The 15,461-nt window shown below is 59.1% G+C and carries 13 protein-coding genes; 2 read left to right on the top strand and 11 right to left on the bottom strand.

The genetic code is table 11. The features are described 5' to 3' along the window. Positions 1 to 36 precede the first annotated feature (36 nt). The 4 genes from ACI5GA_RS15545 to ACI5GA_RS15530 all read right to left on the bottom strand — a co-directional run bounded on the left by ACI5GA_RS15545 (position 37) and on the right by ACI5GA_RS15530 (position 3,896). A complete protein-coding gene (locus ACI5GA_RS15545; protein ID WP_404637026.1) occupies positions 37 to 1,221 on the bottom strand; it encodes an MFS transporter in 1,185 nt (394 codons plus the stop codon). Between the two features lie 153 nt (positions 1,222 to 1,374). After that, a complete protein-coding gene (locus ACI5GA_RS15540) occupies positions 1,375 to 2,196 on the bottom strand; it encodes an ABC transporter substrate-binding protein (protein ID WP_404636982.1) in 822 nt (273 codons plus the stop codon). 22 nt (positions 2,197 to 2,218) lie between these two features. Then, a complete protein-coding gene (locus ACI5GA_RS15535) occupies positions 2,219 to 2,983 on the bottom strand; it encodes an amino acid ABC transporter ATP-binding protein (protein ID WP_404637024.1) in 765 nt (254 codons plus the stop codon). Positions 2,984 to 3,017: 34 nt separating this feature from the next. After that, on the bottom strand, positions 3,018 to 3,896 hold the full coding sequence (locus ACI5GA_RS15530; RefSeq protein ID WP_404636980.1) for an amino acid ABC transporter permease: 879 nt from the start codon (positions 3,894 to 3,896) through the stop codon (positions 3,018 to 3,020). A 306-nt stretch (positions 3,897 to 4,202) separates the two neighbouring features. On the opposite strand from ACI5GA_RS15530, the gene ACI5GA_RS15525 reads away from it, so the two are divergent. After that, positions 4,203 to 5,168 carry a LysR family transcriptional regulator gene (locus ACI5GA_RS15525; RefSeq protein ID WP_404636978.1) on the top strand — a complete coding sequence of 322 codons (966 nt, stop codon included), beginning with the start codon at positions 4,203 to 4,205 and terminating at the stop codon, positions 5,166 to 5,168. 108 nt (positions 5,169 to 5,276) lie between these two features. Here the strand turns inward: ACI5GA_RS15525 and ACI5GA_RS15520 are convergent, their stop codons facing one another. The 4 genes from ACI5GA_RS15520 to ACI5GA_RS15505 form a co-directional block, all read right to left on the bottom strand. After that, on the bottom strand, positions 5,277 to 7,739 hold the full coding sequence (locus tag ACI5GA_RS15520; RefSeq protein WP_421423306.1) for a TonB-dependent siderophore receptor: 2,463 nt from the start codon (positions 7,737 to 7,739) through the stop codon (positions 5,277 to 5,279). Positions 7,740 to 7,924: 185 nt separating this feature from the next. Beyond that, complete coding sequence (locus ACI5GA_RS15515; RefSeq protein WP_421423304.1) at positions 7,925 to 8,890, bottom strand: FecR domain-containing protein; 966 nt, start codon at positions 8,888 to 8,890, stop codon at positions 7,925 to 7,927. Beyond that, entirely contained in the window at positions 8,890 to 9,396 is a 507-nt protein-coding gene (locus tag ACI5GA_RS15510) for a sigma-70 family RNA polymerase sigma factor (RefSeq protein WP_421423302.1), read from the bottom strand. The genes ACI5GA_RS15515 and ACI5GA_RS15510 overlap by 1 nt, the downstream gene beginning before the upstream one ends. 222 nt (positions 9,397 to 9,618) lie before the next feature. Next, the gene (locus ACI5GA_RS15505) at positions 9,619 to 10,311 is read right to left on the bottom strand and encodes an HAD-IA family hydrolase (protein ID WP_404636970.1); all 693 of its coding nucleotides are present in this window, start codon (positions 10,309 to 10,311) and stop codon (positions 9,619 to 9,621) included. A gap of 216 nt (positions 10,312 to 10,527) precedes the next feature. On the opposite strand from ACI5GA_RS15505, the gene ACI5GA_RS15500 reads away from it, so the two are divergent. Continuing rightward, entirely contained in the window at positions 10,528 to 12,015 is a 1,488-nt protein-coding gene (locus ACI5GA_RS15500; protein ID WP_421423299.1) for a YdgA family protein, read from the top strand. Positions 12,016 to 12,043: 28 nt separating this feature from the next. Here ACI5GA_RS15500 and cysC read toward each other — a convergent pair whose 3' ends face one another. The 3 genes from cysC to ACI5GA_RS15485 all read right to left on the bottom strand — a co-directional run bounded on the left by cysC (position 12,044) and on the right by ACI5GA_RS15485 (position 15,460). Further along, on the bottom strand, positions 12,044 to 12,703 hold the full coding sequence (gene cysC, locus ACI5GA_RS15495) for an adenylyl-sulfate kinase (RefSeq protein ID WP_421423297.1): 660 nt from the start codon (positions 12,701 to 12,703) through the stop codon (positions 12,044 to 12,046). Continuing rightward, positions 12,696 to 13,391 (bottom strand): sulfotransferase family 2 domain-containing protein, encoded by a 696-nt coding sequence (locus ACI5GA_RS15490; protein WP_421423295.1) that lies wholly within the window; start codon positions 13,389 to 13,391, stop codon positions 12,696 to 12,698. Before ACI5GA_RS15490 ends, cysC begins: the two co-directional genes overlap by 8 nt. A 230-nt stretch (positions 13,392 to 13,621) precedes the next feature. Further along, positions 13,622 to 15,460 (bottom strand): J domain-containing protein, encoded by a 1,839-nt coding sequence (locus ACI5GA_RS15485; RefSeq protein WP_421423293.1) that lies wholly within the window; start codon positions 15,458 to 15,460, stop codon positions 13,622 to 13,624. Position 15,461 lies beyond the last annotated feature (1 nt).

Genomic DNA, 15,461 nt, shown 5'->3' with positions numbered 1-15,461 from the left:
TCCTACAGGGGCAAGGCCATTCGCATATGAGTAGGGTCAGAGGGGAACGTCGGCATTCATCAATCGCGCATTTCGCCCCGCCAGAAAGCACAACGTGCCGCCCACCGCCGTCAGGCAGGCCAATACATAGAACATCGTTGGCGCAGGTGAGTTGATCAATAAATAACCACAAATCACCGGGCTCAGGGCGCCACCGAAAGCCGCGAGGTTCTGTGCGCCCAAATAGCTGCCGCGCAGGTGGTCCGGGGCGATGGTGTCAACGAACAGGTATTCGGCGGGGTAGATGATCATCTCGCCTAACGTGAACACGAACATTGCCGCGCACCAGGCCAGGGTCGTTTCGGCACAGCTGAAGCCCAGCAGCCCAAGGGCGAACAAGGCCGTGCCCAGACAAATCCAGTAGGGCAGTTGCTCGCGTTTGAGGAAACGACCGATCTGATACTGCATCAGGATGACCGTGATCGCGTTGCAGGCCAGTACGGCTGAGAGGATTTTCAACGCCTGCTCCGAGGCGTGCGTCACCAGCAGAAATTGCGACAGGTACAGGGTGTAGCGGCCGTGAACGATGGTGCTGAGCAGGCTGCCGCCCGTAAACAGAATCAGCGTGCGATCGTTTTTGAGCGTGGCGAGGGTGTCGAGAAAACTGCGGGGTTGGTTTTTGCCGCGGGTCACCGTTGGCGGGATGCCGATCATCAAAAACAGGCTGCCGAAGGCGATGGCACTGGCGATCAAGAACGGCGCGAGCGGCAGTTGCCCGGCAATTACCACGCCCAGCATGGGGCCTGTGGCATAGCCGATGTTGGTCAGGGTGTAGCGCAACGAAAAGACCTTGGCGCGCTGGCCGATGGGCAGGTTCTCGCTGATGATCGCCTTGGAGCCAATCAGGAACAGCGCCGACGCGGTTTCGGTGAGCACCAGAGTCAGCGTGGTCAGGTAAACGTTCTGGGCGAAGGTCAGCAGGGTGAAGCCGATGGCGCTGGAGAGCATCGCCAGAATCAGCAGCTTGCGCTTTTCCAGTCGGTCGATGATGTAGCCGCCGTAAAGCCCCAGGAGGGTTGCGAGAAACACCGCGATGCCCATCAGCAGCCCGACATCCTGCTGGTTCAGGCCCAGCTTCGTGCTCAGGAACAGCGTGAGTAACGGGCTGGTCATCGCCCGGCTCATGACGATGGTCAGCGAGCAGACCATCAGGCGGCGGATGACGAGGGAGTAGGTGACCACTGTTGTTATTTTGTCCTTGTTCAAGCCTTGGCGCCGATCTCATGGAGCGCCGTAAACCTGTGTGGGAGCCGGCTTGCTGGCGAATGCTGAGTGTCAGACACTTTCTTTCTGAATGACCCACCGCTTTCGCCAGAAAGCCGACTCCCATAGGGATTACTGCCCCTGGTTCATACCGATCCTGGCCACCGCACCCTGCTCCAGCTCCCATTTCTTCAGGATCTTGCCGTAGGTGCCGTCATCGATCATCGCCTGCAACGCGTCCGCGATGGCCTTGGCCAGCTCGGGGTTGGACTTGTTCACGCCAAGGCCTGTGAACTGTTTGGAGATCGCCAAACCGATGGGCTTGTAGGTGTCCTTCTCTTGCGACATCAGGTAAGGAATGGTTTCGCTGCCCTGCATCGCGGCGTCCAGACGACCCTGACGCAGTTGCGCGCGGGCGTCGGCCGAACCTTCGGAACCCGTCACGACAATGGCCGGTTTGCCTGCGGCCTCGCAGTTTTCCTTGCTCCAGGCCGCGATTTCAGCAGGCCAGGTGGTGCGGCGGCTGGTACCGACTTTCTTGCCGCACAGGTCGGTCAGCTGGTTGAGTTCGGCATTTTTGGTCAGCGTGTACAACTGCGGACCGCTGGTGAAGTAGTCAACGAATGTCACGGACTTCTGGCGCTCGGCGGTGTCGGTCATGCCCGACAGGATGATGTCGAAGCGCTTGGTGACCAAACCGCTGACCATCTGCTCGAAGGCCGTTTCCTGCCATTTGATTTTCACGCCCAGCCGCTCGGCCAGCGCGTTGCCCAGATCGACGTCCAGGCCGGTCAGGGTATTGGTGCTGGTGTCCTTGAAGTCCATCGGCGGATAGTTCGGCACGATGGCCGCCGTGATTTCGCCTTTGTCCTTGATGGCGGCAGGCAGGTCGGCAAAGACCACAGGGGAGGCCATGAGGCCTGCGAGCAATGCGGGGAGGATCAGTTTTTTCATGGTCGTTCTCGTTTGTTCTGGTTTAAGTGCGAACGGCAGAAATGAAGCTTTGGGTTCGTGGGTTTTGTGGACTTATTAGAATGTCTTCGGGGCTGCCGGCCTCCACAATCTGGCCGCCGTCCATGAACACCATGCGGTTGGACACTTCGCGCGCGAAGCCCAGTTCATGGGTCACAACGATCATGGTCATGCCGGTGTGCGCGAGGTCACGCATCACCGACAACACTTCGCCCACCAGCTCCGGGTCGAGGGCAGAAGTGGGCTCGTCGAACAGCATCAGTTTGGGCCGCATCGCCAGCGCGCGGGCGATGGCCACGCGTTGTTGCTGGCCGCCAGACAATTCGACGGGATAGGAGTGGCGCTTGTCTGCCAGACCGACACGGGCCAGCAGCTCGATGGCCTCGTCGTTGGCTTCCTTGGGCGAACGCTTGAGTACCTGAATCGGGCCTTCGATCACGTTCTGCAACGCGGTCATGTGGGGGAACAGGTTGAAGCGCTGAAACACCATGCCGGTGCTCAGCCGCTGGCGAGCGATCTGCACGTCGGTCAGTTCGTGCAGCTTGTTGCCGACGACGCGATAACCCACCAGTTCGCCATCGACCCACAGGCCGCCCTTGTCGATTTTTTCAAGCTGGTTGACGCAGCGCAGCAAGGTGCTCTTGCCCGACCCGGAAGGGCCAATGATGCACAGCACCTCGCCTTGCTCGACTTCGATGCTGACGTCCTTGAGGGCGTGGAACTGGTCGTAGTATTTGTTCAGGCCGACGGCTTTGACGATGCTTCTCATGTGGCTTTTGTTCATGTGCAACTCCAGGGCCTGATTACGAACGCTTGCCAGCGCCACGAGCGAAGCGACGCTCCAGACGGCTTTGGCCGAACGACAACACGGTGACCACCGCCAGATACCAGATACCGGCGACGATCAGCAGCTCCATCACGCGCGCGTTGGCGTAGTAGATGTTTTGCGCGTTGTGCAGCAGCTCGGAGTACTGAATCACGCTGGCCAGACTGGTCATTTTCACCATGCCGATGAATTCGTTGCCCACTGGCGGAATGATCACGCGCATGGCCTGGGGGAGAATCACCCGACGCAGCGCTTGCAGGCGGGGCATGCCGATGGATTTCGCCGCCTCGTACTGGCCGGTGTCCACCGACAGCAAACCTGCGCGCACCACTTCAGCGGTGTACGCACCCTGATTGATGCTCAGCCCCAGAAGTGCTGCCACGAAGGGTGTCATCAGGCTCACGGTGTCGAGTGCGAACACGCCGGGAATGCCGATGACCGGGAAAATCAGCGCCAGGTTGAACCACAGCAGCAGTTGCAGAATCAGCGGCGTGCCGCGAAACAGCCAGGTGTACGTGATCGCCACATAGCGCAGGATCGGGTTGGCCGACATGCGCATGATCGCCGTGATCACGCCGATCAACACCCCCAGCACCATCGCCAGAATCGACATGATGATGGTGTTGAGCAGGCCCCACAAAATGGCTTCGGAGGTCAGGAACTGACCGATATAGCCCCATTCGATCTGGCCGTTGGCGAAGGCGCGAACCAGGCCTGCCAACGCGACGACGATCAATGTGGCGAAGAAAATCCGCCCGTAATAGCGGCGCGGGACGTGTTCGTACTGAGTGATGTCGAACTCGTTTTCGGCCTTCTTGCGTTCGGCTTGCAGACGCTCTGCCGGGTTCTGGTTCATGGTGTTTCTCCGAAGCGTGTTCAGGCCGTGGTGTTCGATTTCAGCGGGTGATCGTCAGGCCGGTCGGTGTGTGTTCGGGCACGCATTCGAGGCGGGTGTAATCGCTGAGAGTGAGGGCAGTAAAGCGTTCAAGGTCCTGATCGAAGTGTCAGGTTTTATGGTCTGAATTCAGTAACCGGGTCACTGATCAGGGCGTCATGCAGATGGTTGCCAATCGCCATTTTCTGTGTTCATTATTATCAATCGGGCACGTTTTTGTTGTGGGTCAAAGCCTGTTGAATCTAACGGGCGAGGTAAATAAGCATTATGGAAACTCCACTTTCCACTTCTGGAAACGTGCCGCCCAAACCGGGGATTCGCCCACCCTTGTCGCTCAGCGGAATGGACTTCAAACTGCTGCGCGTCTTCCAGGCCGTTGTCGAAGCCGGAGGGTTCAGTGCGGCGCAAAACGAGCTGAACGTGGGCCTCGCGGCGATCAGCAAGCAGATTTCCGACCTCGAAATTCGCATCGGCATGCGCCTGTGTACGCGAGGGCGAGAAGGTTTTCATCTGACCGAAGAAGGCAAACTTGTCTATCAGGCGTCCATCGAATTATTCGCCTCGGTGGACACTTTTCGTGACCGCATTAGTTCAGCGCAAAATGAATTGATTGGCGATCTGAGTATTGGCGTTATCGACAACACGATGTCCGATAAACGTTCGCCGTTAATTGCATCCCTCAGAACAATGCATGATGAAGCGCCCAAAGTCAGATTGCGCCTGCATGCCTCGCAACTTGACGAGATAGAGCGGGGCGTGGTCGAAGGGCGATTGAGCGTCGGGATCGTGCCGGTGTACCAGCGTCGTGAAGAGTTCGATTACTTCGAGTTGTACGAAGAGCCGTCACACGCCTATTGCGCGGCGGGGCATCCCTTGTTCGATGTGGATGATCAGGCTCTGGACATCGACAGCCTGCGTCACTACCAAGTGATCAACCATCGCTACGCGATTCACCGCGACAAGGCCAGTTTCGTCAATTACGACAGCCAGTCGGCGTCAGCCTCACAGGTCGAGGCGGTGGCGATTCTGATCCTCACGGGGCGTTTCATTGGTTTTTTGCCCGAGCACTACGCCCGCCATCTGGTGCACGATGGCCAGCTCCGCGCCTTGCGCCCGGACGTGATTCGCCTGAGCACACCGTTCAATCTCATCCTGCGCCAAAACGCCCCGCGCAGCCCGCTGGTCAAAGCGTTCGCGCAGGCGCTGGGGGTGGATTTGAAACGGGTGGTTTGATTGTTGCGCAGTCAGGCAATGGCGGCGAAGGTCAGTCCGGCCGCATGCACCACCTGACCCGCAGAACCCGTCACTATCAGTAGGAAATCACGACGTAGCTTGTAGCGTCTAAAAATCCACCGTCGCCGACACCTTCAACGTTCTCGGCTCACCTTGCGTCAGGTAGTTGTTCGCGGTTGACGCCGAAGCCCAATACGCCTTGTTGGCGACGTTTTCGACGTTGGCGCGCAGGGTGATGTACTTGTCGTCGGCTTTGAAACCATAGCGGGCGCCGAGGTCGACGCGGGTCCAGGCCGGAATGCTCAAGGTGTTTTCGGCGTTGATGTACTCGCCACCGGTTCGCAGTATCCGGCCGCTCAGTGCCGCGCCTTCCAGGCCCGGGATGTCCCATTGGGTGCTCAGGTTGTACTGGAAGCGCGGCACGCCCGCGGCGCGGTTGCCGTCGGTAAGGCCGTTGGACGTTTTGCTCAGTTCGGTGTGCATGAACGTCGCACCGGCTAGCAGGCGCAGACCGTCGAGGGGCTCACCGAAGATGTTCATTTCCAGGCCCTTGTTGACCTGTTCGCCGTCAACATTGAAGGTGCCCAGCCGGTTGCCCGGCAGGAGAGTCGTGGCGCTGTTGGGCTGTTCGATGCGATAGACGCCGAAGGTCGCGCCATAGTCGTCCCAGTCCAGTTTCACACCTGCCTCGGTTTGCTTGCTTCGGCGGGGCGGGAACACTTCATTGGGGTTGGTGACGTTGGTCGCAGGCGCGGTCGGCCCCTGCGCCAGCCCTTCGATCCGGTTGGCATAGAAGGAGACGTGATCCCATGGCTTGAGCACCAGACCGTATACGGGCGTCGTGATCGACTCATCGTAGTTGGCGCTTCGTGCCCCGGAGGCGGTATTCCAGGCATCGACCTCAAGGGTTTGGCGCCGCACGCCCACGGTCAGCAGAACCCGATCATCGACAAAGCCCAGTGTGTCGGAAACCGCCGCGCTCTTGATCCGGTTCTTGCCCACGATGCGCGGATCATGAATGTCTGAACCAAAATAGGTGACGCTCGGACGCGGAATTTGCACCGGATTGTACAAATTGTTGGGTTGGCGATTGGCAACCAGAATCGCCTCGTAAGCGGACCGTTGTTCCCCCCACATGCCTGACAAACCGAAGTTCATCTGGTGCGTCACGGGGCCGGTGTCGAAGTGGCCGTTCAGCCCGGCGACAGCGCTCTTGTTGTCCTCATCGTGAGGCGAGTAGAGGAAGCCGGTCTTCGCCGTGCCGCTTTTGTCACTCACGTAGAGTGACGAGTATTCGCCGTTTTCGCGGGTGTGCTTGGCGCCGCCGCCGACATAGGCAGTCCAGTGGTCATTGAGGTCATACTCGGCGTTGACCATGCCGTAGGTGTCCTCCAACTGCGACCAGCTCCAGTCCTGCGAGTAATTGTCCTTGGCGGACGGCGGGTGGGGCACCACGCTGCCGTTCGGGTACACCACTGCTCGGCCCTGGTTGATACGCTCTTTCTGATAGCCGAAATCCGTCGAGATCCGCAGGCGGTCGCCGTGATAGTCGAGAGCCACGGCGATCAGTTGCGAGCGCTTGGTCTCGTCGTCGATGGCCGTTTCACCACCGTGCTGTGCCAGGTTGATGCGCGCGCCGAAGCGATTGTCTTCACCGAATCGCTGGCCCAGATCCAGATGCCCGCCCACGGTGGTGTCGCTGGCGTAATCCAGTGTCATGCTGCGAGTCGGGGTGTCGTCAGCGCGTTTGGGCACGATGTTGACGCTGCCGCCAATCCCGCTGCCCTGAGGCGATACGCCGTTGATAAACGCGTTCGGGCCTTTGAACAGGTCAACACGCTCTACCGCTTCGGTGGTGATGATCTGCCGTGGCAGCAAGCCGTACAGCCCGTTGAAAGCAATGTCGTCGGTCTGCAATGGCAGTCCGCGAATGGTGAATACCTGCGAGAAGTTGCCAAACCCCGCCGACTGGCGCACTGAGGCATCGTTCAACAGGACGTCACCCAGTGTTCGGGCTTGCTGATCGGCGATGGTTTTCGAGGTGTAGCTGACCACGCTGAACGGCACGTCTTTGATGTCCCGGTTGCCCAGCACGCCGAGGCGCGCGGACCGAGCTACCTGGCCACCGGCATAAGTGTCGGACTGAGCACTCATGTCCCCGTTGACGGTGGTGGCGCTCAGCTCCATGGCGTCGCCGACTTTGACGTCGGGCGCGACGGTGTAGCCGTTCTCGCCGGTGCTCAACAACGAATAGCCGCTGCCCTGTAACAGATGAGCGAAGCCCGATTGCACGGTGTAGCTGCCTTGCAGGCCGTCGCTGTGATGATCGTTCAGGAGTTTCGAGTCGAAGGACAGCGGCACGCCGGAAATGGCCGCGAACTGAGCCAGGACATCACCCAACGGGCCGGGTGCGATTGCGTAGCTGCGAGCCGCGCTGCTTTGTAGAGGATCAGCGGCCAGCGCACTGGGAACAGGCGCCAGACCGGTCAGAGCGATGGCCAGACTCAGGGCTTTGAGCGGGAAGCGAGTGGGACTCATTCTTGGAACGTGCTGAAGCGGCCTGAACGTCATTCGGCAATCCTGTCGAAGCATTGAAAAGTGAGGGGGTTCTCTCCCTCACCGAACGACAGGGAAAAAGGTATCAGCGATTGTTGAAATCTTTGCTTGCTCAGCATCGCCTCTGTAGCAGCACGGCTTGCAGACGGCGGTTTCAATGACGCCACCGCCGACAAGCCGTGAGGGATTAGCGTTGGGGCTTAGCCGCGAGGCTCTACCGCCACCCAATAGCGGGTCAGGCTGCTGACGCTGATCGGCAATGTGTTCTGCAACAGGCGCAGGCTGGCGTCGGTATCGCGCAGCGAAAAAGCACCGGAGACGGTCAAATTCGCGACTGCATCGTGGCAGCGCAGAACACCCTGACGATAGCGCCCCAGTTCCTGCAACAGATCGGCCAGTCGCATGTTTTTTGCCACCATCATGCCGTTCTCCCACGTCAGGCTCGCCTGATCCAGTGGCAGCACTGGCGCAGTGCCTTCCGATCCGAACGCGCTTTGCTCGCCGGCGTTGACGAGGACGACCGTGCTTGAATGCGTCGGCCGCATTTCCACGGCGCCTTCGACCACCGCCAGGCGACTGGCCCGCTCTTCAACGCGTACGTTGAATCGCGTCCCCAATGCGCGCGCGGTGCCGTGGCGCGTCTGGACGATAAAGGGCCTGTACGTGGATGACGCATCGTGGCCGGTTGTGATCAGCACTTCGCCCTTGAGCAGATTGATCCGCCGCTCATCGGCGCTGAAAGCGATGTTCAGCGAACTGTCGGTGTTGATCAACAATCGAGTACCGTCTGCCAGCGTCAGGTTCTTCTGCTCGCCAACGGCGGTGTGCTGATCGGCCATCCATTCCCGCCACGGCAGTTTGTGCTGCGCCAACCAGATGGCCGGGCCTGCGAGCAGGAACAGCCCGATGCGATTGAGCGCCTGACGCCGCCCGATGGATTTGTTGCGTCCAATGCGCTTGATCGTGTCGCTGGCGATTGAACCCGGGATCGAACGAAAGTCGCCCATGATCGCCTCGGCGCGTTGCCAGGCTTGCGCGTGCTGGGCGCTGCGTGCGCGCCAAAGCTGGATCGCGCGATGATCGTCATCCGTTGCCGTGCCGGATTGCAATTGCACCAGCCAGTCGGCAGCTTCGCCGAGGATTTCCGGGTCGATGGCGTGATTCATCAGGCAACACTCAGACAGGCGAGGAAGGCGTCACGCATGTAGCGTTTGACGGTGATCAGCGACACCTTGAGTTCGGTGGCGATTTGCGGGTACGTCATGCCGTCGAGCTGTGACATCAGAAAGGCCTGACGGGTCTTTTCCGGCATCGCTGACAGCATTGCGTCGATGCGGTACAGCGCTTCAAGAATCAGCCAACGGGTTTCCGGTGAGGGGACTTCCGGTTCGGGCAAATGGGCAATGGTTTCCAGGTAAGCGCGCTCGACGTCCTGTCGGCGCCAGCGATCAATCACCAGGCCTTTGGCAATGTGGGTCAGCAGCGCACGCGGCTCGGCGCCCAGACTGGCGGTGTTCTGGCGGGTCAGTAGACGAATGAACGTGTCATGCGCGAGGTCGGCAGCATCGCTGGTGTTGCCCAGCTTGCTATTCAGCCAACGGTGCAGCCAGCCGTGGTGTTCGCTGTAGAGATTCTGGACGTGCAAGTTGAGCGATCGATCGACTGACGACATAGAGACCACTGGAGACGGTCCCGGCGTCCGTGCCGGATGTAATTAAGAATTGATCGCATTCTATAGTCGAGTCCTGAGCGATGGCAATTTCATTGCACAGCACGGGAGACGAGTGGTCTTGGACTGCAGGAGTGAGCTTGCTCGCGATAACGTAGCGCCAGACGATCACACCCCATCAAGCAGATCGCGGTCGCGAGCAAGCTCTCTCCTACAGAGGCGGGTTCAGCGCCCGTACCCCGGCAAACCCCAATCCTGCAGAGGGAACTCAGCCAAGGACCCCAATATCAGGTCGGCATGGGCGTACTGCGAAACCGGCATGTGCGAATCCGGCACGGCCACCGCGTACATGCCAGCGGTTTTGGCAGCCGTCACGCCAAATGGCGAGTCTTCGAACACCAGGCAGTCTTTGGGATCGACCCCGAGCAGGCGTGCGGCGGTCAGAAAAATATCCGGCGCAGGCTTGGCAGCCTTCACATCCTGATGATCCGCCGTGACCACATGCCTGAACAGTTCGAACCATGAACGGTGATTGCCCGTTTTCACCTGGAAGTAATGCAGCGACGAGCTGGTGCCCACGGCAATAGGGATGTTATGAGCGGCCAAGTGACGAACCAGCGCCTCGGCGCCCTGCATGGGCTGGGCATGGGGGAAGCGCTCATCGAGCATGGGCTGGCGCACGGTGAGGAATTCCTCGGCGGACATCGGCAGTCCCAGTGCGCCAATCACGTATTCGGCGAAATCCTGCGAGCCGCGGCCTATCGAGTGCTGTTTGATGGCCCAGTCGAAGGTCTTGCCGTGCCAGGTGGCGATGGTATTGGTGACTTCGGTGTAGATGCCTTCGGTGTCCAGCAGCAGGCCGTCCATGTCGAAAATCACCGCCTTGATCGGCCCCTTTGCCTTTTGCGCGTCGCTCATTTCATCGATCCCGTTTGCAGGTTGTCGCCCAGCCTAACCTCTGCGCAAAGTTCGTGGCTAGGGCCTGGCGGCTGCAAAATAGCCGCATCAGGTGCTACTCTCGCCGGGCCTCGGACAGCGCTGGACGCTGTTCAATACGAGTATCCCGACGCCGACACCTCTCGGGTCAGGGACGACAACACCTCTCTTCAAGAACGGACATCTTCGAGTCGACACATGAAAAAATCAGTCAACATTGCCGTAGGCGTCGTCATCGTCGCGGGCGCTCTTGTCACTGCTGGCGCCTGGTACACGGGGACCCGTCTGGAAGGCGTGCTCGGTGATGCGGTTGAGCAGGGCAATCAGCAAATTCAGGCGGCGCTGGTCGGCCATGAAGGCAGCGCCAGCGTCCAGTTGCTGTCGCTGGATCGCCATTTCTTCACCAGCACCGCGCACTACAAATTCACGTTCCAGGAGCCGAAGCTCAACGAGGGGCAGCCGGTCGAGTTGCTGTTCGAAGACAAGATCGAACACGGCCCTTTCCCGTGGAGCCGCGTGAAGACGCTCAATCTTGTGCCGGTCATGGCCGCCAGCAACATGGCGCTGGAGAAGAATGTTTTCTCCGAGAAGTGGTTTGAAATGACCAACGGCCAGTCGCCCCTGACCGGCCAGTTCAGCATGGGCTATGACCGTGCGGCGCAGGGCCGTGTCGAACTCCTGCCATTCCAGTTCGACAGTGAGGGCGGCTCGATCAAGTTCTCAGGCTTCACGCTGAACGCGTCAGGTACCGCCAATGGCGAAAAACTGGAAGCCAATGGCGTGCTGGGCGATCTCGATGTGACGGCTACCTCCGAGGAAGGGCCGGTTCACTTGCTGCTCAAGGACGTGACATTCAACACCGGTGGCACCAAGGGCAAGTCGGGCTTCTATCTGGGTCACAGCGACGCCAAGGCTGCTTCGGTCACCTTCCAGGCGGCCAATCAGCCAGCGGTGGTGCTCAAGGATTTCGTCAACACCAGTCTGTTGCAGGAAGTCGAAGGCAACCTGGCTGCACAAGTGACCTACGACATCGCCAACATCAGCTTCGGCGGCAAAGACATAGGCTCGTCGCAGATGCTGTGGAAATTCGCCAACTTTGACATCGCCTCGACCAAGAACCTGTTGCAGTTTTATCAGGACAAAATCCAGCCACAGGCGCAAGCCGCTGCCGCGACCGGCCAACACTACACCCCTCACCTGAGCCCGGCCGATCAGGCGTTCGTTCAGGCCGAGGTCGGCAAGTTGCTGGCGGCCAAGCCACACGTCGAGCTGGAAAAACTGTCGCTGAAAACCACCCATGGCGAGAGCCGCTTCAACCTGTCGATGGATTTGGGTAACCCCACGTCCCTCGATCAGCCCGGTAGCGAACTGCTCAAGCAACTGTTGACCAATCTGGATGCGAAGCTGGTGCTGTCCAAACCTATGATCAAGGACCTCGCGACGCTACAGGCGCAATCGGCGGGTATCACTGACCCGGCGGCCATCGCACAGAACGCGCAGGGTGCGGCGGACTCCGTGGGCGGCATGGCGATCATGTTCCAGTTGGGCAAGGTCGAAGGCGACAACATCGTCTCGAACCTGCATTACGCCAACGATGTGGTGGACTTCAACGGCGAGAAAATGAGCGCTCAGCAATTTGCCGCCGCCATGATGGGCAAATTCGTGATGCTCACGCGCGGTCAGTGATCACCCGCGCCTGTCTGCTCAACCTGCACTAGCGCGTCACTGTATGAGCGCTGGTGAAGGCGTGCCAGGCGCCGTTTTGAGGTCGGGTTTCCAGAAGCCGAGAAAGCAGTTGGTCGATGAACAGACTCCCGCAATCGGCGCTAGTGTCGACCACGAACTCAGGGTCTATCGGCGGCTCATAAGGGCTGTCGATACCGGTGAAGTGCTTGATCTTGCCTTCGCGCACGGCTCTGTAAAGGCCTTTGGCGTCGCGGCGCATGCACTCGCGCAACGGCGTACTGACGTGCACTTCAATGAACTGGTCTTCGGCGAAATACTGGCGAATGGCGTCCCGGTCTTCGCGATACGGAGAAATGGCCGAGACGATCACGATCAATCCCGCGTCCACCATTAGCCTTGCGACTTCCCCAATACGTCGCACGTTTTCCCGACGGCTCTGTTCGCACATGCCCAAGTCTTGGCACAGACCTCGACGCAATCGATCGCCGTCGAGCAGGTAACTGTGCAGCTCGTGAGCCACCAGTGTCTGGTCCAGACGATTACCCAACGTGGTTTTGCCCGCGCCGGACAAGCCTGTGAACCAGATGCAGCAGGCACGCTGCTGCTTGAGGGATTGGCGCTCGCTTTGCCCGACCGCTAACGGGGCGTCGATGATCAGGGGGCGGGGTTCGGTTCGTTTCTCAGTCATAGGAAAACAGCTCGTAGTCTCGGGCGTAAACTTCGCGAATGCGTTTGCGTGAAGCCTCGGAGCAGAGCCCTGCGGTTTGATAGCGTGGACCGGGGGAACGGTTGAGGTGCCGCAGTTGGGTGCTGATGCCCAAGTGCTCGCAGAGGGTGGCGAAGTCCGATTCCAGATGTTCCTGACGGCCGATGAAGTCCACGGAAATCTGGCCCATGCTGTTTTGCAGAAAATGATACTGCGGCGCGAAGTGTATTTGTTTCGACACATTCTCTGGGTGTAACCAGCCATCGACGAACGTATCGAAGCGAGAGTAACGGCTGACCAGCTCGAAAGCGGCTCTGTCCCGTGGCTGCGGATTCTGTAGTAAGTAACGATAAGCCGACAGTGCTCGATGTAATGGATCACGTACAAAGCCAAACTTGAAGTATTGCTCATAACGGTCTTTGAACTGCTTCTCGTACCAATATAATGGCAAGTGGCCGGTAGGTGTGTCGCCAAAGATCGACATTGCTACGCTACTTCCCGCGCATTTTGGAACGTGGATGAAGATGCACTCGAAGTGGTCGAAAGCCTCGGGAAATCGGGCCTTGCGCGACAGTGTCTTGTTGACCACCTGGCGGTCCACGACGGAAAGTCGCTCCAGCAAAAACTCGCGCTGGTGCTTTGGAAATAACTTCCAGAGTATGTGATTCATGAGGAGTAACCTGTAACGGGGTATGAAGCGATGTTCAGACTACAGGCACTTATAACGAAAGGGTTGAACTTTGCAAATACTTTACGCTGGCGAAGTTTGAGGTAGACGTTTGTAGTTTTTTGTAAGTTTCAAGATACGTTTGTTACAGTTAGTTATTGTTAGTTAATTCAGTAAGTTGCAGGCCGTGCGCAGCACGCTGCAACGTTACTGTCGAGCGTGTGCGGATCGGCTCAGTCTGATTGCGTTTGCAATTCACTCTGCAACCGGTTCTTCAACCTTAAACAACGACTGATCTTCTGTTCACGTGTTTCGTTGGTGCACCGCTGTGGCACCAAGGAGTGTTGGCATTCCTTCTCCATCAGTTCAATGCTCTGCTGGCTATAGCAGTCCAGTTGCGAGGCTGAGGCTACCGGGGAGGTAAATGAAGGAGACGTGGCTGTGGCTGGGCTTGTCGGTGTCTTTGACGCCGATGGATTCAATACCAGCGACATCGCGAACGCAGCAATGGCGACAGCCGAGAGCGAGAGCTTTCTGAAGTGCACGTGCCAGAAACGGCGCACAGCTCCCCGGACCTGCGCATAAATGTGCGGATGGCGATACGGCGAGAGAAAAAACCACGCGAACATCAGCAGCCCGTAACACACCAGCGCCGCAAAGCCCTGCTGCGCCACCACAACGCCGCCCACCACCAGTGGCACCCCGTGGCGAATCAGCAAGGCCTGTGAGGCGGGCCAGTGCAGCCACTCCGGAAGCACCTTGTCGCTGATCCACTCGTCCGTGTTTTCAACCGCCAGTGAAATGGGGCGCCAGACCCGCATGAAAACACGGCAGATGCCGGTCATGATGACCGGGTAAAGCAGCAGAACAAGTGCGGCTTTGCTCCCTTCCAGCGGCTCTTTCATCATCTCGTTCGGGATCATGAAAAACAGACTGAACAGCAGCCAGCCAAACCATGTCCAGACGGAAGGGTTCAGCGGCGCCACCTGCAATTCCCTCCATGACTTCAGGTCGGCCTGTGGAAAGCGATCGAGCATTTCCGGATAGCGGTTGTTGATGGTCGAACACAGGCGCTCACAGGTGACCCACACATCGGCGCTGCAAAAGCGCGCCAGCCGCAAACGGTCGACCTTGCGCCCCGGTTTCAGCACCAGCATGGCGGCCTTGTCTTCGACGCTGTCGGTTCGGCCACTGGCAACCCGTCGCTGCCAATGCTCGATGTAGGCGTACTTTTCGCAACGCTCGATCAGGTGCCGCCAGATGAACTCCGGCTGGGGAAAGATCCCCTTGCGGTCATCCCAACCGAACAGTGCGCAGATACGGTCGAACAGCGCAGCGGTCCAGCCCTTGTGGTTGTGCAGAAAAAACATCGTCCAGCGTTGAAACTGGTCGCGGCGCTCCAGCGAGGCCAGCCATGGCTGTTGCGTCAAGGTGTCCAACGCGGCCAGAAAGGCCCGTTCTTGTCCCTCACTGAGCATCTGCTCAAGCACAGGGCCTTCGATGTCCAGCAATTGGTGGGTGAGTTGGACTTCCTGATCTGCACTCAGGCGTAACGTCTGCCAGGGCGTCAGCCAGCGCAGATGGGCCACAGCGGCGCTCAGCAGATCATTGTCGGTGTGCGCATCGTCCAGGCAGCGCTCCAGCAGACGCTGTTGAAAGGGTAGGTCGCAATTGTGCTCCACAGCGTTTTGATGTTGCTCTGGAATGTTCTGCGCAGTGGTTTCTTCCACCAGTTGGTGAGCCGTTTGGCGCGCGACTGTTGCGGCATCTGGCGCTGGCATGACCCGATTGACGAGCAAAGTGTCTTGCGGCGCGGGTGGCTTTTCAATCGACGCCGATTCGATCAGCGTTTCCGTGGGCCGTGCAACGGCGGCCGTTGGCGTGTCGAAATCATCCTCGTCATCAACCCGGTTCCGAGCCCAGTCGAGTGCCAGTTCATAAGCCTCACGCAAACGCTGAAAGGCCTCCGGGTCGTCGTCGGGGCGCGTGACCTTGAGCAGCTTGGCGTATTGGCGTTTGACGGTGCGCTCATCGGCGTCGTCTTCAAGGCCCAGCACAGTCCAGGGGTTCATA

The organism is Pseudomonas sp. Pseu.R1 (assembly GCF_045764065.1).
In the GTDB taxonomy this organism is placed as follows: Bacteria; Pseudomonadota; Gammaproteobacteria; order Pseudomonadales; family Pseudomonadaceae; genus Aquipseudomonas.
This window is presented reverse-complemented; position numbering and strand designations above follow the sequence as displayed.

Excerpts from the sequence above, each read along its gene's own strand:
- ACI5GA_RS15500 (WP_421423299.1), top strand. The coding sequence starts at position 10,528 with ATGAAAAAATCAGTCAACATTGCCGTAGGCGTCGTCATCGTCGCGGGC.
- ACI5GA_RS15485 (WP_421423293.1), bottom strand. The coding sequence starts at position 15,460 with ATGAACCCCTGGACTGTGCTGGGCCTTGAAGACGACGCCGATGAGCGC.
- ACI5GA_RS15510 (WP_421423302.1), bottom strand. The coding sequence starts at position 9,396 with ATGTCGTCAGTCGATCGATCGCTCAACTTGCACGTCCAGAATCTCTAC.
- cysC (WP_421423297.1), bottom strand. The coding sequence starts at position 12,703 with ATGACTGAGAAACGAACCGAACCCCGCCCCCTGATCATCGACGCCCCG.
- ACI5GA_RS15490 (WP_421423295.1), bottom strand. The coding sequence starts at position 13,391 with ATGAATCACATACTCTGGAAGTTATTTCCAAAGCACCAGCGCGAGTTT.
- ACI5GA_RS15535 (WP_404637024.1), bottom strand. The coding sequence starts at position 2,983 with ATGAGAAGCATCGTCAAAGCCGTCGGCCTGAACAAATACTACGACCAG.
- ACI5GA_RS15515 (WP_421423304.1), bottom strand. The coding sequence starts at position 8,890 with ATGAATCACGCCATCGACCCGGAAATCCTCGGCGAAGCTGCCGACTGG.
- ACI5GA_RS15540 (WP_404636982.1), bottom strand. The coding sequence starts at position 2,196 with ATGAAAAAACTGATCCTCCCCGCATTGCTCGCAGGCCTCATGGCCTCC.
- ACI5GA_RS15520 (WP_421423306.1), bottom strand. The coding sequence starts at position 7,739 with ATGACGTTCAGGCCGCTTCAGCACGTTCCAAGAATGAGTCCCACTCGC.
- ACI5GA_RS15525 (WP_404636978.1), top strand. The coding sequence starts at position 4,203 with ATGGAAACTCCACTTTCCACTTCTGGAAACGTGCCGCCCAAACCGGGG.
- ACI5GA_RS15530 (WP_404636980.1), bottom strand. The coding sequence starts at position 3,896 with ATGAACCAGAACCCGGCAGAGCGTCTGCAAGCCGAACGCAAGAAGGCC.
- ACI5GA_RS15505 (WP_404636970.1), bottom strand. The coding sequence starts at position 10,311 with ATGAGCGACGCGCAAAAGGCAAAGGGGCCGATCAAGGCGGTGATTTTC.